General features: G+C 40.8%; 17 protein-coding genes. 12 read left to right on the top strand and 5 right to left on the bottom strand.

Features of this window, described 5'->3' with window-relative positions; translation table 11 throughout:
* The first annotated feature begins 17 nt into the window (after positions 1–17).
* The 4 genes from L1999_RS21100 (at position 18) to L1999_RS21085 (ending at position 3,015) form a co-directional block, all read left to right on the top strand.
* Entirely contained in the window at positions 18–677 is a 660-nt protein-coding gene (locus tag L1999_RS21100) for an amino acid ABC transporter permease (protein ID WP_215043339.1), read from the top strand.
* Positions 670–1,392 (top strand): amino acid ABC transporter ATP-binding protein, encoded by a 723-nt coding sequence (locus tag L1999_RS21095; protein ID WP_235740366.1) that lies wholly within the window; start codon positions 670–672, stop codon positions 1,390–1,392. The genes L1999_RS21100 and L1999_RS21095 overlap by 8 nt, the downstream gene beginning before the upstream one ends.
* Before the next feature lie 104 nt (positions 1,393–1,496).
* A complete protein-coding gene (locus L1999_RS21090; RefSeq protein WP_235740365.1) occupies positions 1,497–2,480 on the top strand; it encodes an aromatic acid exporter family protein in 984 nt (327 codons plus the stop codon).
* A gap of 49 nt (positions 2,481–2,529) precedes the next feature.
* Positions 2,530–3,015, top strand: coding sequence for a L,D-transpeptidase (locus L1999_RS21085; RefSeq protein WP_235744417.1), 486 nt, complete (start codon positions 2,530–2,532; stop codon positions 3,013–3,015).
* Positions 3,016–3,309: 294 nt separating this feature from the next.
* Here the strand turns inward: L1999_RS21085 and prli42 are convergent, their stop codons facing one another.
* Positions 3,310–3,408, bottom strand: coding sequence for a stressosome-associated protein Prli42 (gene prli42, locus L1999_RS21080; protein ID WP_235740364.1), 99 nt, complete (start codon positions 3,406–3,408; stop codon positions 3,310–3,312).
* Between the two features lie 164 nt (positions 3,409–3,572).
* Here prli42 and mce point away from each other — a divergent pair, with 164 nt between their 5' ends.
* The 4 genes from mce to L1999_RS21060 all read left to right on the top strand — a co-directional run bounded on the left by mce (position 3,573) and on the right by L1999_RS21060 (position 8,148).
* Positions 3,573–3,992 (top strand): methylmalonyl-CoA epimerase, encoded by a 420-nt coding sequence (mce, locus tag L1999_RS21075; protein ID WP_235740363.1) that lies wholly within the window; start codon positions 3,573–3,575, stop codon positions 3,990–3,992.
* Positions 3,989–5,539, top strand: a complete 1,551-nt coding sequence (locus L1999_RS21070; RefSeq protein WP_235740362.1) for an acyl-CoA carboxylase subunit beta — start codon at positions 3,989–3,991, stop codon at positions 5,537–5,539. Before mce ends, L1999_RS21070 begins: the two co-directional genes overlap by 4 nt.
* A gap of 126 nt (positions 5,540–5,665) precedes the next feature.
* Complete coding sequence (locus L1999_RS21065) at positions 5,666–6,787, top strand: tripeptidase T (protein ID WP_235740361.1); 1,122 nt, start codon at positions 5,666–5,668, stop codon at positions 6,785–6,787.
* A gap of 83 nt (positions 6,788–6,870) precedes the next feature.
* Positions 6,871–8,148, top strand: coding sequence for a DNA polymerase IV (locus L1999_RS21060; RefSeq protein WP_235740360.1), 1,278 nt, complete (start codon positions 6,871–6,873; stop codon positions 8,146–8,148).
* Positions 8,149–8,221: 73 nt separating this feature from the next.
* On the opposite strand, the gene zwf is transcribed toward L1999_RS21060, so the two are convergent.
* A complete protein-coding gene (gene zwf / locus L1999_RS21055; protein WP_235744416.1) occupies positions 8,222–9,688 on the bottom strand; it encodes a glucose-6-phosphate dehydrogenase in 1,467 nt (488 codons plus the stop codon).
* A gap of 234 nt (positions 9,689–9,922) precedes the next feature.
* Between zwf and rnz the strand changes: the two genes are divergently transcribed.
* Entirely contained in the window at positions 9,923–10,846 is a 924-nt protein-coding gene (gene rnz / locus L1999_RS21050; RefSeq protein ID WP_215043325.1) for a ribonuclease Z, read from the top strand.
* 126 nt (positions 10,847–10,972) lie between these two features.
* Here rnz and L1999_RS21045 read toward each other — a convergent pair whose 3' ends face one another.
* Together L1999_RS21045 and proC are read right to left on the bottom strand one after the other, a co-directional pair.
* Complete coding sequence (locus L1999_RS21045; protein WP_235740359.1) at positions 10,973–12,121, bottom strand: glycosyltransferase family 2 protein; 1,149 nt, start codon at positions 12,119–12,121, stop codon at positions 10,973–10,975.
* Between the two features lie 69 nt (positions 12,122–12,190).
* A complete protein-coding gene (proC, locus tag L1999_RS21040; RefSeq protein ID WP_235740358.1) occupies positions 12,191–13,033 on the bottom strand; it encodes a pyrroline-5-carboxylate reductase in 843 nt (280 codons plus the stop codon).
* 194 nt (positions 13,034–13,227) lie between these two features.
* Here proC and L1999_RS21035 point away from each other — a divergent pair, with 194 nt between their 5' ends.
* The 3 genes from L1999_RS21035 (at position 13,228) to L1999_RS21025 (ending at position 18,324) form a co-directional block, all read left to right on the top strand.
* Positions 13,228–14,190 (top strand): MBL fold metallo-hydrolase, encoded by a 963-nt coding sequence (locus L1999_RS21035; protein WP_235740357.1) that lies wholly within the window; start codon positions 13,228–13,230, stop codon positions 14,188–14,190.
* Positions 14,191–14,224: 34 nt separating this feature from the next.
* Positions 14,225–15,022: an SDR family NAD(P)-dependent oxidoreductase gene (locus L1999_RS21030; protein WP_235740356.1), complete on the top strand. Its 798-nt coding sequence runs from the start codon at positions 14,225–14,227 to the stop codon at positions 15,020–15,022.
* Positions 15,023–15,141: 119 nt separating this feature from the next.
* On the top strand, positions 15,142–18,324 hold the full coding sequence (locus L1999_RS21025; protein WP_235740355.1) for a DEAD/DEAH box helicase: 3,183 nt from the start codon (positions 15,142–15,144) through the stop codon (positions 18,322–18,324).
* Positions 18,325–18,647: 323 nt separating this feature from the next.
* Here the strand turns inward: L1999_RS21025 and L1999_RS21020 are convergent, their stop codons facing one another.
* Positions 18,648–18,839, bottom strand: coding sequence for a YqzH family protein (locus L1999_RS21020; protein WP_235740354.1), 192 nt, complete (start codon positions 18,837–18,839; stop codon positions 18,648–18,650).
* Positions 18,840–18,879: the final 40 nt, after the last annotated feature.

Below are 18,879 nucleotides of genomic sequence, written 5' to 3'. Positions count from 1 at the left end.
GAAGTGAGGTGTAAGGCATGAATTTGGACTTTAGCCAAATTGTGCCTTATATTCCTTTTATTTTAGAAGGAATATGGGTTACATTAAAATTTGTTATAATTTCAATTATTTTAGGCTTTATTCTTGGTACTCTTTTGGCACTGTGTAAAATTTCAAGAATAAAAGTTTTAAATTGGTTCGGAGATTTTTATACATCTATTTTTCGGGGTACACCGTTAATTTTGCAATTGATGCTTATCTATTTTGCCATCCCTCAGTTAACAGGCTATGACATTTCACCATTCTTATCATCTATCCTAGCGTTTGGATTAAATTCTTCTGCCTATGTTTCTGAAATTATCCGGGCAGGAATTCAAGCAGTTGATAAAGGTCAGACAGAAGCAGCACAAGCTCTTGGTGTACCTTATCGTCTGATGATGAAAGATCTTATCATGCCTCAAGCGTTAAAAAATATATTACCGGCCCTTATGAACGAATTTATTACGTTAACAAAAGAATCAGCAATCGTATCAACAATTGGTTATTTAGATTTGATGCGCCGCGCCCAGGTTGTTGGGGCAGATACTTATCGTAATTTTGAGCCCTTAATCTTTGTTGGATTAATCTATTGGATACTAGTTATGGTACTGACACTCATTGGTAAACGAGTTGAAAGGAGGATGAAATTTAGTGATTAAAGTTGAAAACCTCTATAAACAATTCGGAGAAAACGAAGTCCTAAAAAATATTTCGACCAACATTGACAGTGGTGAAGTTGTTTCTATTATTGGCCCGTCAGGCTCTGGAAAATCTACTTTCCTGCGTTGTTTAAATTTGTTGGAAGTTCCAACCAAAGGAAAAGTGTGGGTCGATCATCAAGACATTACCGATAAAAAAACAAACATCATGAAAATTCGGGAACAAATCGGAATGGTTTTTCAGCACTTTTATTTATTCCCGCATCTGACAGTATTGGATAACTTAACATATGCCCCGCAGAAAGTTAAAGGGGAATCCCGTGACTCCGCTGTAGCTAAAGCTCGTGATTTACTCGCCAGAGTGGGTCTTACTGAAAAAGAGACTGCTTATCCGAATAATTTATCAGGTGGTCAGAAACAGCGTGTTGCTATTGCTCGTGCTCTTGCAATGGAACCAAAGTTAATGTTATTTGATGAGCCTACATCAGCGCTCGATCCCGAGATGGTTAAGGAAGTATTAACTGTTATGAAGGACTTGGCTCAATCCGGAATGACGATGGCCATTGTAACACATGAAATGGGGTTTGCTCGTGAGGTTTCTGACCGTATCCTCTTCCTTGATGAAGGGAGATTATTAGAAGAAGGCTCACCAAGTGAGTTTTTTAATAATCCACGTACAAGCAGAGCAAAGGATTTTTTAGAAAAAGTATTATAGTGGATGAATCTTACTTCCATCATCGTTTTTCTTGGAAAAAATGTCTAAATAGGGATATGCTAAAGATGATCTAAATGATCATCTTTTTTTGTGGGGTGATATTTATGAAATTTTCGATTGGATATCGGACAATTAAAACAGCTGTAGGTACGGCTGTTTCCATTTTACTTGCACAGCAGTTAGGACTGCATAATTTTGCCTCGGCCGGTATATTAACGATTTTATGTGTTCAAGTGACAAAAAGGAGATCACTTCGAACTGCTTGGGACCGATTTTTAGCCTGTGTTTTAGCCATGCCTTTTTCAGCAGTCTTTTTCGAAGGAATTGCCTATCATTCCATTGTTATTGGACTAATGCTGCTATTCTTTATCCCTACCATTGTCATGCTAAAAGCAAAAGATGGCGTTGTAACAAGCAGTGTTATTATTTTACATATTTACATGGCACATCACATTTCATGGTCAATTTTTTTAAATGAACTTGGGGTAATAACGGTCGGTATAGGTGTTGCGTTACTTATTAATCTGTATATGCCTAGTGTAGATAAAAAACTAAAAGACTTTCAAGGGAAGATTGAGGAAAATCTTAAAATCATCTTTTGCGAAATGGTAAGGTACTTAAGAACTGGGGAGAGCAGCTGGGATGGAAAAGAAATTACTGAAAGTGCCGAGCTGCTTGATGAGGCAAAAATGCTTGCGTATAGAGATTTTGAAAACCGTATTTGGCGTGAAGAAAACCTGTACTTTGAATATTTTAAAATCAGAGAAAAACAATTTGAAATAATTGAACGCGTTTTACCAATTGTCACATCACTTAGTAGTACCGTGAAACAGGGAAATATGGTGGCTGATTTTCTTGAGGAACTTTCAGAGAATATTCATCCGGGGAACACAGCTTATATTTATATAGATAAATTAAAAGAAATGAAAAAAGAATTCGAAGATATGGAACTGCCTAAAACAAGACAGGAATTTGAAGTCAGGGCAGCATTGCTGCAATTAGTTAACGAAATGAACGAGTATCTTATTATCAAAAGTTCCCTTTATGTTAAAAAAATGAATGAAACGAAGAAGGTCAAGGCAAATTAAGGGAAAAAGGCAGGTGGTTGGATTGCTTAAACTATTATCGCCTCTTCTCATGACTTTTTTTCTCTCACCCCTTTGGCCATTAGGACCTAACCCTATGGTTGGCGACCCCTTCGTTATCGTCAATAAAACAAAAAATGAACTAGCGCTTATCAATGATAACAAAGTTCAAACGATTGTCAGTGTAGGTACCGGCAAAACTAAAGAATTAACTCCTGAAGGCCTTTTTACTATTACGGTAAAGGCAAAGAATCCATATTACCGCAAGAAGAATATTCCTGGAGGCTCGCCCAAAAATCCACTTGGAGCTAGATGGATTGGCTTTGATGCCAAAGGAACTGACGGCCGAATCTACGGTATTCATGGAACGAATCAACCAGCTTCCATTGGAAAGTATGTATCACATGGTTGTATCCGGACCCAAAACGAGGTCGTATCCTCGCTTTTTCCATTAATCCCGCTTGGAACAAAAATATTGGTTACCTCCTCCAATAAATCCTTTGAAATTCTAGCAAAAGAAAACGGAGCTATGAAATAAGAAAAGCGCAAGCGCCCTGGTCAGCGGCGTATGGCCTGGAGCGCTCCAACTGAGATAAAGGAAAGTCGAAAAGCGGAGGCGCCTTGATCAGGGGCGACAGGCATAAGACGAGCCTTCTTGACGGATTGGCTTATGACCCGAGCCCTTAGGCGCCGGAGCTAGACAACACGAAGAGCGGTAGCGATTCGATGTTGACTTATCGTAGGGCGGAGCGCGAAGGACACTAGCCGCTAGGGCGCTGGAGCTGGACAAAGATAAGGGACTGTTCAAATATGAACAGTCCCTTCGTATTTTTTAAGATAAGAATCTTGCAATACCTAATAGGAGGGTTGAGGCCAGCATGGCAAAAAGCATGAGATAGACAATAATTTTTCGTGTTTTCCTTTTAGACAATTTTAAGTACCTCCCTCTAACTTCTATGAGCTTTATCCCTATTTTACTAGGAAAAGCCTAAATGGACAACGGAACAACTAAGCATTTTAGGAAGGATTTATGAACTTTTTAACGAATATGGTAACTGTCAGATTTATTTTAATTTTGGAACAGAGGGGAAAAACATGATTAAAAAAATCGACCACATTGGAATTGCTGTAAAGTCTCTGGAGAATACGCTGCCATTTTATACGGATGTGTTAGGACTGCCATTGTTAGGGATTGAAGTGGTTGACACCCAAAAGGTTAAAGTGGCTTTTCTTAGTGCTGGTGAAACCAAACTGGAGCTTCTTGAGCCAACCTCAGAGGAAAGCCCGATTGCAGGTTTTATTGCGAAACGCGGAGAAGGGATTCACCATGTGGCTCTCGGTGTGACTTCGATTGAAGAAAGAATAGCTAATATGAGGGAGCAGGGGATTCAGATGATCGATGACAAGCCGAGGCTAGGGGCAGGCGGGGCACAAATCGCCTTCATGCATCCGAAATCCGCAGCGGGTGTTCTAGTTGAGCTTTGTGAGAAAAAAGGGGATGAAGGGGTAAAATGATTGATATTTATGAAAAAATCAATGAACTGTATGATAAGCGCAGGGAAGTAGAGCTTGGCGGCGGAGATGAACGAATTGATAAGCAGCATCAAAAAGGGAAATTAACAGCGCGCGAGAGAATAGACCTGTTAGTAGACAGGGGCAGTTTTATTGAATTAAATCCATTTATTGAACACCGTACCAACGACTTTGGCTTGGATGAACAAAAAGGACCTGGTGATGGGGTTGTAACAGGTTTTGGAAAAGTGAATGGCAGACCAATCTATTTATTCTCACAGGACTTCACTGTTTTTGGTGGTGCATTAGGGGAGATGCATGCGAAAAAAATTGCAGCGGTAATGGACTTAGCAGCCAAAAACGGTACTCCTTTTGTCGGCCTTAATGACTCTGGCGGAGCGCGTATACAAGAAGGTGTGGTTTCACTTGATGGGTATGGACATATCTTTTATCGGAATGCCATATATTCCGGAGTCATTCCGCAAATCTCTGTCATTATGGGACCGTGCGCAGGTGGTGCCGTTTATTCACCAGCGATTACCGATTTTGTTTTTATGGTTGAAAATACGAGTCAGATGTTTATAACTGGTCCAAAAGTAATTGAAACCGTAACGGGAGAAAAGATCTCTCCCGAAGATCTTGGCGGCGCAAATGTTCATAATTCTATCAGTGGAAACGCCCATTTTCAAGCTGGGACTGAAGCTGAGGTCTTGGAAAATGTCCGCAGACTTTTGAGTTATCTTCCACAAAATAATCAAGAAAAGCCACCTGTGTTAGATGTGGAGGAAGAGAACGATTATCGTCCTGATTTATTGGATGTTGTCCCGTTTGATGCAGTTCGCCCTTATGATGTTAGAAAGGTAGTTGAACAAGTAGTCGATGACAGCTCCTTTATGGAGATTCATCAAAACTTTGCAAAAAATATTGTCGTAGGTTTTGCAAGGATGAAAGGCGTAACAGTCGGACTTGTCTGTAACCAGCCAAAAGTAATGGCGGGGGGGCTAGATATTGATTCATCAGATAAAGCAGCCAGATTTATCAGGACATGTGATTCTTTTAATATCCCAATAATTACGTTTGAGGATGTAACCGGTTTCTTTCCTGGGGTTAAACAGGAACATGGTGGAATTATTCGCCATGGGGCGAAGATTTTATTCGCTTACTCTGAAGCCACGGTGCCTAAATTGACGGTTATTTTAAGAAAAGCTTATGGCGGTGCATATGTGGCATTAAATAGTAAGTCGATCGGTGCAGACTTAGTATTTGCTTGGCCAAATGCGGAAATCGCCGTAATGGGTCCACAAGGAGCAGCCAACATTATCTTTGCAAAAGAAATCAACAGTAGTAAAAACCCAGAGCTTACTAGACAGCAAAAAATTGAAGAATACCGTGAGAAATTTGCTAACCCGTATGTTGCCGCAAGCAGAGGCATGGTCGATGATGTTATTGATCCACGTGATACTAGGATAAAAATTATTCAAGCACTGGATATGCTAAAAACGAAACAAGAGTCCCGGCCGTCCAAAAAACATGGAAATATCCCTCTCTAATTTACCACGTAGCTCTTTCATTTGATGATATAACAAATAAAGAGGTATACTGAAATAGAAAAGCGGAAGCACCTTGATTAGTGCTTACGGCTAGATATTAGTGTGTACATAATTGGAGGGTCATAAATGGTTAATCAGGAACGTCTTTTGAATGAATTTTTAGAACTTGTCCAAATTGATTCAGAAACTAAGTTTGAGACAGAGATTGCGAAGGTGTTAAAACAAAAATTTACCGAATTAGGTCTCGAAGTTTTTGAAGATGATACAACTGCTATAACGGGGCATGGCGCAGGTAACTTAATTTGTACATTGCCTGCTGTAAAAGAAGGAGTAGATCCTCTTTATTTCTCCTGTCATATGGATACTGTAACCCCTGCTAAGGGTGTTAAACCTTCCATAAAGGACGGCTATGTTGTAACAGATGGTACAACGATTCTTGGTGCCGATGATAAAACAGGTATAGCCGTGATGCTGGAAACCATTCGTCTGCTTAAAGAACAAAACCTTCCACATGGATTAATTCAATTTGTCATCTCTGTCGGTGAAGAGTCTGGTTTACATGGTGCCAAAGCAATTGATCCATCATTAATAAAAGCAAAATATGGCTATGCCCTTGATAGTGATGGCTTAGTGGGTAACGTGGTTGTTGCCGCACCAACACAAGCAAAGGTAAAAGCAATCATCTATGGCAAAACAGCCCATGCTGGTGTCGCACCTGAAAAGGGAGTATCTGCGATTACCATCGCTGCCAAATCTATTGCGAAAATGCCATTAGGCAGAATCGATCATGAAACGACCGCTAATATTGGCCGTTTTGAAGGCGGACAAGCTACTAATATCGTTGCCGACCGCGTTGATATCTTAGCGGAAGCTCGCTCACTCATTCCTGAAAAAATGCAGGCCCAAGTTAACAAAATGAAGGATGCTTTTGAAACAGTTGCCGAACAAATGGGAGGCAGGGCAGAAGTTGAAGTAGAAGTTATGTATCCTGGGTTTAAATTTGGCGAAGGCGACCAAGTTGTAGAAATTGCCCGCAAGGCCGCAGCAAAGATTGGCCGCAGCTGTGAACTTCAGCATAGCGGTGGAGGCAGTGACGCCAATGTATTTAATGGGTTCAATATTCCGACTGTAAACTTAGCTGTAGGATATGAAGAAATTCATACCACAAACGAGCGTATGCCGGTTGTAGAATTGTATAAGCTTGCAGAGATGACCCTTGCCATTATCGATGAAGTAACCAATCAATAACCAACTCTCTTCGGAAGGAGCGCCAAATGGCCTCCTTTTTTGTTATAATAAAGTAGAACAAATGTTTTAAGGGTGTGTTCGGTATGAAGGAAATGTATCCGAAAAATGGACGAGTGATTTTACATGTAGACATGAATTGTTTTTACGCTTCTGTTGAAATGGCTTATAACCCTGAACTGAAGGGAAAACCGCTTGCCATTGCGGGAAATGTTGAGGAGCGACGCGGAATTATTGTGACCTGCAGCTATGAAGCGAGGAAGTTTGGTGTAAAAACGACCATGCCGCTTTGGGAAGCAAAAAAACTTTGTCCGCAGCTAGTGGTGATGAAACCGAGTTTTGACCGATACCGTTCTGCCTCGACTGCTATGTTTGAAATACTTAGACAATATACCGAACTAGTCGAACCTGTTTCGATTGATGAAGGATATATGGATATAACTGAAAGCTTTTCCTTAGGGAGTCCAATTGAGATTGCTGAAAGTATCCAAAACAGACTCCTAAATCAATTGGATTTACCGTGCAGTATTGGGATTGCTCCAAATAAGTTTTTAGCCAAAACGGCTTCTGATATGAAAAAGCCGCTGGGAATAACGATCCTGCGGAAACGCGATATTCCTGCCGTCCTGTGGCCCTTAAATACGAATGAAATGCATGGGATAGGGAAAAAGACTGCTGAAAAATTACAAACAATTGGAATTCAATCGATTGGAGACTTAGCTAAAGGAAATGAAATCCAATTGAAGTCACTTCTCGGAATTAATGGGATGCGCATTAAAGATCGAGCAAACGGTATTGACTCTCGGCCTGTGGACCCTGAATCTGTATCGGAATTTAAAAGTATCGGAAATTCAACTACCCTCCCAAGAGATATTAGCAATCAACAAGAACTGTTCCAGGTGCTCGATGGATTGGCCGAAACCGTGTCGACCAGAATAAAGCGTAAAACAGTTATGACAACTGCTTTGGCAATTACAATCCGTTATAAAGATCGGAAGACCATTACCAAAAGTATGAAACTGCTGAACCCGATTAATCATAAAGAAGATATTTCGTTATTTGCGAAACAGCTTTTTTTAAAGGCTTGGAATGGCGACCCTGTACGATTATTAGGGATAACTGGGAATGATTTAGTAGAACAGGACCATGCTTTTAAACAGCTGGATTTATTTTCGTTCGAAAAAGATGCTAAAAAAGAGCCGCTCTTAAAAACCCTTTCCAGCCTCCGTGAAAAGTATGGGAAAAATATTATTGAAACGGCAGGCTCCCATAATGATGTACAAGCTGAAAATGTTGGAACTGGGACAAGCTTTAATAAAGATTTTTTACGCTCGTTTCCCGATAAAAACAAGGATGAACACTAAAAAGCTCCACTTTGTTAAACAAAGGGAGCTTTTTAGTTACTTGTCAACTAGATAAAAGGCGGTTCCGCTTGTCTTACTTACAGATATCAACCTCTAATTCAGCCATAGGCCACCAGAAGAAGCCGTCTTTTTCGAGAAGTTCATCTGCTGCCTTAGGACCCATTGTTCCGGATTCATAATTAGGAAATGCTGCTTTCGTTTTCTCCCATACAGCTGAAATCTTATCTACAAAAGCCCAAGAGTACGCTACTTCATCCCAATGCGTGAAATTGGTAGCATCCCCTCTCATACAATCGTATAAGAGTTTCTCATACCCTTCAGGAGTATTCATGGCATGTATGCCTGTATTGGCAAAGCTTAATTTTACTTCTTGAGCATCAAGGTGTCCGCCCGCTTTCTTAGCGTTTAGATGCAGTGTTATTCCTTCTTCAGGCTGAATGTGGATAACAAGCAAGTTTGGATTTAACATTTTTTCTGTTTGGTAATATAAATTCATTGGAATGTCTTTAAATTGGACGACAATTTTGGTTGATTTTGTGGCCATTCTTTTGCCGGTACGAATATAAAATGGTACACCTGCCCAGCGGAAGTTATCAATCATAATCTTTCCAGCCACAAAGGTCTCCGTATTGGATTCTTGATCAACCATTGCTTCATCACGGTATTTAGGAACAGTAACATCTTCAACCATTCCTTCACCATATTGACCGCGGACAAAATATTGTTTTACTTCCTCACCCTCGACAGATCTTAGGGACCTAAACACTCTAACCTTTTCCGATCTTACTTCGTCTGTGGTCAGACTAATTGGCGGCTCCATTGCAAGCAAGGCTACCATTTGCATCATATGATTTTGCAGCATATCCCGAAGAGCGCCGCTTGTTTCATAGTAACGGCCGCGCTCTTCAACCCCAAGTGTTTCACTTGATGTTATTTGTATATTAGAAATATATCGGTTATTCCAAAGTGGTTCAAAAATTGCGTTGGCAAAACGAATGACCTCGATGTTTCGAACCATTTCTTTTCCTAAATAGTGATCAATTCGGTATACCTCTTTTTCAGAAAAGGCACTTCTAATCTGTTGGTTTAACTTCTTAGCCGATTCTAAGTCGTGACCAAATGGTTTCTCAATGACAAGCCGTTTATATCCTTTAACATCGGTGAGGCCATCGGATTTTAAATGCAGGGCAATCGGACCAAAAAATTCCGGAGCCATTGCCAAGTAAAAGATTCGATTTCCCTCCAGCTCATAATCTGCATCAATTTGATCAGCAAAATTTCTTAATGATACATAAGAACTGGAATCCGCTACATCATGTGATTGATAATAGAAATGGGAAACAAATTGGTCAAGATCTTCTTTGTTTCCTAAAGATGAGATCACGGATTCCTTTACAGATGCTTGAAAATCATCATTAGAAAGGGACCTTCTTGCAACTCCAATCACGGCAAACTTGTCTAGTTTATTCCGTGAAAATAAGCGGTAAAGCGAAGGAAATAATTTTCGTTTAGCCAAATCTCCAGTTGCTCCAAATATCATTATTAACGATGTCATGTTTTGCTCCACGTTATGTAACCTCTTTTCTAATAGCCTAGTTATGTATTTTTTACTTTTATTTAATTTATCTGTTTTCTTTAGGTTTCGCAAATATATTGAATTGCATGTAACAAAAAATTTTAATTTAGTTGTAGAACTTGAGCAGGTTGAGCATAAGAAAAAAGTTTGTGATATAGTTATTCATAAGAAAAAACGGAGAAGAGAGGAGCCTTCTATTTGGATCTATTTTTCTTAGGAACAGGCGCCGGGATGCCGGCAAAGCTACGAAATGTTACGTCTATTGCCCTCAAATTACTTGAAGAACGAGGGGCGGTATGGCTTTTTGACGCAGGCGAAGCAACGCAGCATCAAATATTACATACATCCATCAAACCACGGCGGATCGAAAAAATATTTATTACCCACCTCCATGGTGATCATATCTACGGGCTGCCAGGGCTGTTATCAAGCCGCTCCTTTCAAGGTGGAGAGACAGGCGTAACCGTCTACGGACCAAAAGGCATTAAGGAATACCTTCAGGTTAGTCTCTCGTTAAGTCAAACGTATTTAAAATACCCATTAACGGTAACTGAAATTTCCGAAGGTATTATCTTTGAGGATGAGCAATTTAAAGTGGAGGCACGGCGGTTAGACCACGGAATTCCTTCCTACGGCTACAGGATTGTCGAGAGAGACAGACCGGGTACCCTTCTTGCCGACAAACTGAAGGAAGCAGGGGTACAGCCAGGACCTATTTTTAGAAAAATAAAAAATGGTGAAATTGTCACACTTGAAGACGGCAGGGTGATCGAACCGGACAAGTTTCTTGGTCCTTCCCAAAAGGGACGGATTGTCACCATACTTGGAGACACCCGATATTGTGAAAATTCACGCTGGCTAGCTCAGGATGCGGATTTCTTAGTACATGAAGCTACCTTTGCAAAAGGCGAGGAGCAGCTTGCCTTTGATTATTTTCATTCGACCACAAGGCAGGCAGCAGAGATTGCTAAACAAGCTTCCTGTCAACAATTGTGCCTCACCCATATAAGTTCCCGCTATGATCGGCAGGCATGGCTTGAACTTGTGGGCGAAGCACAAGAAATTTTTCCGCAAACGGTTATTGCTGAGGATTTTAAAGAATTCAACATTCCACTTAGGTAATAAAAGCACTTACCACTTACCATCGGTGATTGGTAAGTGCTTTTTGTGTATAAGCGATATCTTCTAGTCCAAATGACAACCTGTTATGTATAGCAAATGGACTAGAGAATTTGTGGAATTCTACTCTTAATCCTTTTCTCTCAGCTCACTTAACTTATAAGTTGTCCCACGCCAGACGATGCCTCCACGTTTAAATGTAAGAAAACTGGCTCGGATAATCGAATAAATAAAGAGTAAAGCAGTGATTGGTAGAACTAGAAACAAGGCTGGGGAAAAAACAGTCATTTTCTTGATGACAATAAAATAAAGAATGCCACTGGTAACAATGTTCCCCAGACTTAGCAGGACAATGGTTTTATTTTCTGCAAAGATGGTGAAAAAGGGAAGGACATTGGTTATAAAGACACCGAAAATAGAAAAAAACACCATGCTAATTCGATAATTTAAACCAGCAAACGTGTTTTTTTCCAAGCCGACAAATGCTTCTTTAAGACTTCCATACCATTCCACTTCCATCAGCCGTAATGCCGAAACAATCTTTTGGCGGTATCCAGCTCTTTTCATTTTCATCCCCAGCTGCAGGTCATCATCGGGCCTCATTCTTAATTTTTTATGTGTTCCGAATGCTTCATATGCCCTTTTGGATACTAAGTTGAAGGCACCAATCCCTGTTCCAATTTTGGATTTTGGATTATTGGCCATCCAAGGCCGTTTAAAATAGGAAAATCCGAATAAAAAAAAGGCAACAAATGATTTCAGCCAGAAATGGTTGGCTTTTAAATTAGGTGCTGCTGTTAGATGGTCTAATTGATGCTTCACAAAATAATGCAATGCTTTTGCAAATGCCTCGCTCCCATATCGTACATCGGCATCTGTAAACAAAATCCATTCGCCGGAAGCCTGCAGTGTCCCCTTATATAAGGCGTGGTTTTTGCCAAGCCAGCCAAGAGGCAATTCCTTAATATGTAGGACCCTGATTCGGGAGTCTTCTCTTGCTAATCTGTCCATGATGGATCCAGTCGCATCTGTAGAGCGGTCATTTACGAGAATCCACTCAACATTTTTATAGGTTTGCTTTAACTGACTTAGGATACTCTCTTCGATTTGTTTTTCTTCATTTCTTGCTGCTACAATGACAGAGAGCAGCGGCCCGGAATCAAGACCATCTTCCAATTCCAAAGAATCGAAGTTTCGAAATCCGAGGACTGCATCTAGTAGAAAAACAATCCAAACGAGAATCCCGATGGTGAACAAAATAATTAAGATGTTTTCCATTTCTCCAGTCCTTTGCTTAGTTTCTGAGCAGGCCGAAGTGGCTTTCCATTCGTTGAATATCTATACAATTTATAGGTGTTTACTTACATTTAGTTCTGAACTTAAGCTTTTACCCATTAATTTTGATTGGGCACTAGCGGCCTTGATACAAGATATAAATGCTTGCTGTACTCCATATTCCTCCAGAACACGGATCCCTGCTTCCGTTGTTCCACCAGGACTAGTTACCTCCCTGCGCAGCTGTTCAGGCGATTTAGAGGAGTTTTTCACCATTTCAGCAGCCCCGATAAGGGTTTGAACAATCAGTTCCTGAGCAATTTGCTTATCAAGACCAATCACATCTGCACTATTTTCCATTGCTTCGATAAGATAATAAATGTAGGCTGGACCACTTCCCGACAATCCTGTCACAGCATCAAGCTGTTCCTCCTCAACGAATTTTGCCAAACCAACTGTCTCAAAAAGCATCTTTATGGTTTTTAATTGCTCCGTTGTTACCCGTTCGTTTACGGCGATAGCCGTCGCTGATTTTCCAACTGCTGCCGATGTGTTAGGCATTGACCGGGCTATTGAAAGGGGCTTTCTTGCTAATGTTTCAATTGTGTTGATCGATACACCTGCGAGAACGGAAACAATCAGCATATTCTCTGTTAAATGTTCATGAATATGGTTAATCGCGGTATCGGCATCCTTTGGCTTCATCGCAAGCATAACGATATCTGCCCCTTTAAAAAGAGTACTCAACTCATACGTACTAGAGATGCCATATTGTTCCTCAAGAAGAGCTAATCTTTCTTTGTTACCATGATTCGTCACCCAAATGTGTTGTCTATCTATTAATTTATTCTCTAGTATGCCTGAAATGAAAGCTTCAGCCATTGAACCAGCACCTATAATTGCAATCTTTTTCATTGTTACTCCTCCTATTTAAATGAAGTGATTATGCTTGAAGACAGACAGTTTGTCAAGAGAGTAATTATAAGAATTTTTTATTTTTTCCAAAAAAGAGTCTTTAAACATGACAATAAATAAAAAAGTGGCTAAACTTTAAGCTATCAACTAAATTTAAAAATACATTCTTTTAGTAAAGGTAAGGAGTTCTTTCAATGACAGAATGGAAAGATGGAATCGCGAAAATGACACTGCCAACGCCGTTTCCCGTGGGCGATGTTAATGTCTATTTGATAAAGGGCGAGCGCTTAACCCTAGTGGATGCCGGAGTAAAAACAGATGAGTGCTGGAGTTCCTTTACAGAACAGTTGGCTGAATTAGATTTAAGCCCACAGGATATTGAGCAAGTTGTTCTTACCCATCATCATCCTGATCATGTTGGGATGCTTGATTTTTTTTCGGATTCGCTAGAGGTATACGGTCATCCTTTTAACGAAAGATGGATCCATCCCACAGAAGAATTTTTTCAATTACAGGAAGAATTCTTTAAAGTAAGTTTTAGGGAGTTTGGTTTGCCCGAAGAATATTTTCCTTTCTTATCTAGGCTTCGAACCCCATTTAAATATTCGTGTAACCGCTCGTTAACAGGGACTTTAGTCGAGGGAATGAACCCTATTGGACTTAGTGACTGGAAGGTAATCGAAACACCAGGCCATGCCCAAAGTCAAATTGCGCTCTTTCGCGAAAAGGATGGAATTCTAATTGCGGGTGATTTGATTTTAGCTCATATTTCACCTAATCCCTTACTAGAGCCTCCCGTGCCTGGGGAAACGGAAAGGCCGAAACCGCAGCTGCAGCATAATGATTCTATGGAAAAACTATTATCTTACCCGATTCAATGTGTCTATACGGGGCATGGGGAAGAGGTCACTCATTTAGCTGAGCTGATTGAAAAAAGACTTACCCGGCAGCATGAACGTGCAATGACAGTGTATAGCTGGCTAAAGGAAGAACCGCTCACGGCATTTGAAATCTGTAAACGTCTTTTTCCAACGGTCTATCAGCGTGAATTGTTGTTAACGATATCGGAAAGTGTAGCCCAGCTTGACTATTTATCATCTATCGGGGAAATTATTAGTAGTACTAGTAAGCCTATTTTCTATCAAGCAAGGGTTTAGATAGTTAGGGCTGTAACTCTGATGGGGTGTTAAAATGGTGAGGGAACGATTGAAAGGTAAAAATATTGTCATTACAGGTGCTTCCGGCGGAATTGGTGCAGAAATTGCCAAGCTTTGTGCGGAGAGCGGTGCTAATCTTGTCCTGTTGGCACGGAGTGTCGATAAACTCGAGCAGCTGCAAATAAACTTAATGGAGCACCATCACATCCGAGTTGATGTGTTCCAGCTTGATGTCTCTGATACAGACCAAGTTAAAAAGGTCTTTGAACAAATCTTTGAACAAATAGGCCACATTGATATTCTCGTTAATAATGCGGGATTTGGGGTATTTCGTGAGGCCCATGAAGCCACGATGGACGAAATAAAAGGGATGTTTAATGTTAATGTCATTGGTCTGATGGCATGCACCAGCATGGTCTTGCCAAAGATGCGGGAACGCGAGGTTGGTCATATTATTAATATTGCCTCTCAGGCAGGCAAGCTCGCGACGCCAAAGTCGAGTGTTTATTCGGCTACAAAGCATGCGGTTCTCGGCTATACAAATGCTCTTAGAATGGAACTTGATGATTATCATGTCCAAGTGACCTCTGTCAACCCCGGACCGATTGCGACTAACTTTTTTAATATTGCTGATGAACAAGGCACTTACGTAAAAAATGTGCAGAAGTTCATGCTGGAGCCTGAGTATGTGGCTCAAAAAGTAGTTGATAGCATGCTGACTAAAACAAGGGAAATTAATCTTCCGCGCTGGATGAATATGGGAAGTGTTGTTTATGTCCTCTTTCCTCGGCTGTTTGAGCGAATCGGAAAACGAGTACTTAATTCTAAATAGAGAGTTGGAAAAAGCTGCCTTTTTAAAAGAAGGCAGCTTTTTCATTTCTCTTTTTTAGAAATGGTATAATGGATTAATTCTTAGATAGATAGGACTGTCTTCGGGAAGGAGTCAGGGATTTGAGTATTAAAATAAATCAAAAAATGATTAAAGAATTATGCGGGACTGTCTCCTTTAAAAGAGGTGAGGCATTTTTCCGCTCTAATAAAGTATTATTTGAACAATTTGGACCTGAGCGGTATAAAGCAATCGTCTCCGGAACAGAGAATTTTTCCGTGGTGATTGAAAAGGAAAACGATGAGCAGTTTCTTTCTAGATGCAGCTGCCCTAAACTTGCCTCTTTTCAAAAGGATTGTCAGCATATTGCCGCCGTTTTGTTAGCCGTTCATGATTTTCAAATCAAAGGAACAAGTCCGGTCAGTTCAGCCCCAGTTAAACGAGAAGAATTGGCTGCAGGTATGCTGAATCTCTTTGGAAGCAAACAAAAACGACCGAGCGGTCATCAGCGTCATTTTGAAAATAGAGCCGTTCTTAATTTGGAGTTTATGATTAAACCTACTATGGATAATATGGGATATCCTTCACTTGGAATGGAGATGTTCATTGAACAGACGAAAGTGCAGCATATCAGGAGCTTCCTTGAAGGAGTCCAATCTGGTCATTCATACCAGCTTTCTAGCTTATTTTTGTATGATCCGAGCCTGCATTGTTTTCAATCAGAGGCAGATTCAGTTATTCAGCATCTCATTCAGCTAATCCATGACGGCGCTGATTCTTCCGTGTTTAACAACACAGACCTGCTGCCGATTCCACCGTCTTCTTGGAAGCAGCTGCAAACTCTGTTAACGAGGGCGCCTCTCGTAAAGTTGGAACATGAAGGGTTTACTTTTAATCCTCTACAAATGACAGAAGAACTACCGCCCTTACAGTTTGAATTTCTGGAGGCTGAAACCACTGGTTATTGGTTAAAGGTAAAAGGGCTGTCGCGTATGGTTGTCTTGACTGCCTATGGTTCAGTTGTGTCTGCCGGTAAAATAATTAACCTAAACGCTGAGGATTGTCAGCATTTGGAAGAGATTAAACGGATGCTGGATATTTCAGGAACGAACCAAATCTTTATTGACCAACAGCAAATAGCGCCCTTTTTCGAAAAGGTAGTTCCAGGGCTGAGAAGATTAGGTCATGTCCAGTTATCAACTGTCCTTGCCAGAAAGTTTATGAAAACGCCGTTGACAGCAAAACTATACCTAGATCGGGTAAAAAATCGGCTTCTGGCCGGGCTGGAGTTTCATTATGAAAATCTAGTGATCAACCCTTTGGAAGATAACACTGTCTTTGCCGGCGTTCGGATAATCAGGGATAAAGAAAAGGAAGAGCAAATTTTAGAAGTAATGGAGGAAAGCTCTTTTGTTAAAACAGACAGCGGGTATTTTTTACACAATGAAGAACTAGAATATGAATTTCTTTACCATGTTGTCCCCAAACTGCAAAAGCAGGTACAAATCTATGCAACGACTGCAGTAAGAAATCGAATCTTTAGAGGACCGGCCCCCCCGGCTCTCAGGGTAAGCTTGAAAAAGGAACGAACGAACTGGCTGGAATTTAAATTCGAGCTCGATGGCATTTCTCAGCAGCAAATCAAAGAGGTATTAATAGCATTAGAAGAAAAGCGTAAATATTACCGTCTGCCGAGCGGCAGTCTTCTCTCGTTAGAGACAAGAGAGTTTGAAGAAATTCAGCGTTTCTTAACAGAACTTCCTGTCCAGAGGGATGAGATTGAAAACATCTTTGAGGTTTCCATCATGCAGGGGCTCTCGTTGTTCGACTCGGTGGATGACAGTAAGGTGCTAAGGCTGGAGGACTCCTTTCAACAGTTTCTTGAAACATTAAGAAATCCCAGCAGTCTAAGCTTTGAGGTGCCGGTAAGTTTGGAGTCTATTCTGCGTGACTATCAAAAATACGGTTATCGATGGATGAAGACCCTTGCCCATTATGGCTTTGGCGGAATTCTTGCGGATGATATGGGACTGGGGAAAACCTTGCAGAGCATAACGTTTATTTTATCGGAGCTTACCTCTATTCGAGATCGAAAACAGCCGGTTCTTATCGTTTGTCCTTCTTCTTTATCCTATAACTGGTTAAATGAAATAATGAAATTTGCTCCCGAACTACAATCCGTTGTAGTGGATGGTAATCAGCGGGAAAGGGATAAAATTCAGAGAGAGGCTATGGAATTAGATGTGCTTATTACCTCCTATCCACTGCTAAGGCGGGATATTCAGTGGTATGAGAAACAACCCTTTCATACCATCTTTTTTGATGAGGCGCAGGCCTTTAAAAACCCGATCACGCAAACGGCAAGGAGTGTAAAAAGGCTTAGGTCCGATTATCGCTTCGCTCTCACCGGCACACCGGTAGAGAATGCACCCGAAGAATTGTGGTCGATTTTTCATGTTGTTTTTCCAGAATTATTTAAGGGATTAAGAGAGTTTAGCCATCTTACTAAGAAAAAAATTGCCCGTAGAGTACGTCCCTTTTTGCTGCGCAGGATGAAGGAGGATGTAGCGGCAGAGCTTCCCGAAAAGGTAGAATCCCTAGAAATGGCAGAGCTTTTGCCGGACCAAAAGAAGCTGTATGCAGCTTATTTGGCAAAATTAAGGGAGGATACGTTGAAGCATCTTGATAAGGAGACGATTCGGAAAAATCGGATAAAAATTCTCGCTGGTCTAACCCGTTTGCGGCAGATTTGCTGTCACCCAGGCTTGTTTGTTGATGGTTATAAAGGGGGGTCTGCAAAATTGGACATGCTCCTTAGAATGGTTGAAGAGTCGAGGATGTCTGGGCGCAGGGTCCTGATTTTTTCACAGTTTACCAAAATGCTTGAGTTAATCGGTAGAAATTTAGCCATGATGGGACTTCCTTTTTTCTACCTGGATGGTCAAACGCCTGCTCAAGAAAGAGTGGAAATCTGCCGTCGTTTTAATGAAGGTGAACGTGACTTTTTCTTGATTTCGTTAAAAGCCGGCGGGACAGGCCTCAATTTGACTGGAGCTGATACGGTCATTCTGTATGATATTTGGTGGAATCCTGCAGTGGAGGACCAAGCAGCGGACCGGGCTCATCGCATTGGTCAAAAAAATGTAGTCCAGGTGATTAAACTTGTTACTCGCGGGACGATTGAAGAGAAAATCAGTGAGCTTCAGGATAAAAAGCGACACCTGATTGAAGAAATTATTCATTCTTCTGATGATCAGCAAACTTCCCTTTTAACCGAGGAAGATATTCGTGAAATTCTTTCTTAATTATTAGGCTGTGTTAAAGGTTATTGTTAATTTTTAGCCTGTTGATTGGAGCGAAGCCGCCTGGAGCGGAAATCAACATTCAAGATAAACAGCCAATTATTAAAATGATTTAAGCCTCTTTTTCAGAGGCTTTTTATTCGTTTAAGAAATTATAAAATTTTCGCTTGTGGATAACTGTTAATATAAGGACTGTCGACGTCTGGCTCCAGCGCCTAGCCCCTCGAGGTCATAAGCCACTCTGGGAAGGAAGGCAAAGAGCGCCTTCCTTCCCAGAGCGTCTTATGCTTGTCGGGGCTGTTCAAGGCGCTTGCGCTTTTGTTCCTTTAATTGGTCAAAAATTCATAGACGACATCATTTACAACCTCATATAAATCCGCTGTGGGCTCTCCCTTTTTCCATTCAAGAATCCGATTCGTTAATTGTGCTAAATCCTGTTCGCTTACTGGCAGAGAATCTGTTTCGTAGTATTGTTTAAAACAATTTTTAATCATTTTGACGACTAGTTTTTTATCCATCACGACACCTCACCATCATTATAACGTTTTTTCTCCATTG

Origin of the sequence: Neobacillus drentensis, from assembly GCF_021560175.1 — a bacterium.
Taxonomy (GTDB): Bacteria; Bacillota; Bacilli; order Bacillales; family Cytobacillaceae; genus Neobacillus; species Neobacillus drentensis_A.
Note: the sequence above shows the minus strand (reverse complement) of the source record. Positions and strands in the feature narration are given on the sequence as shown.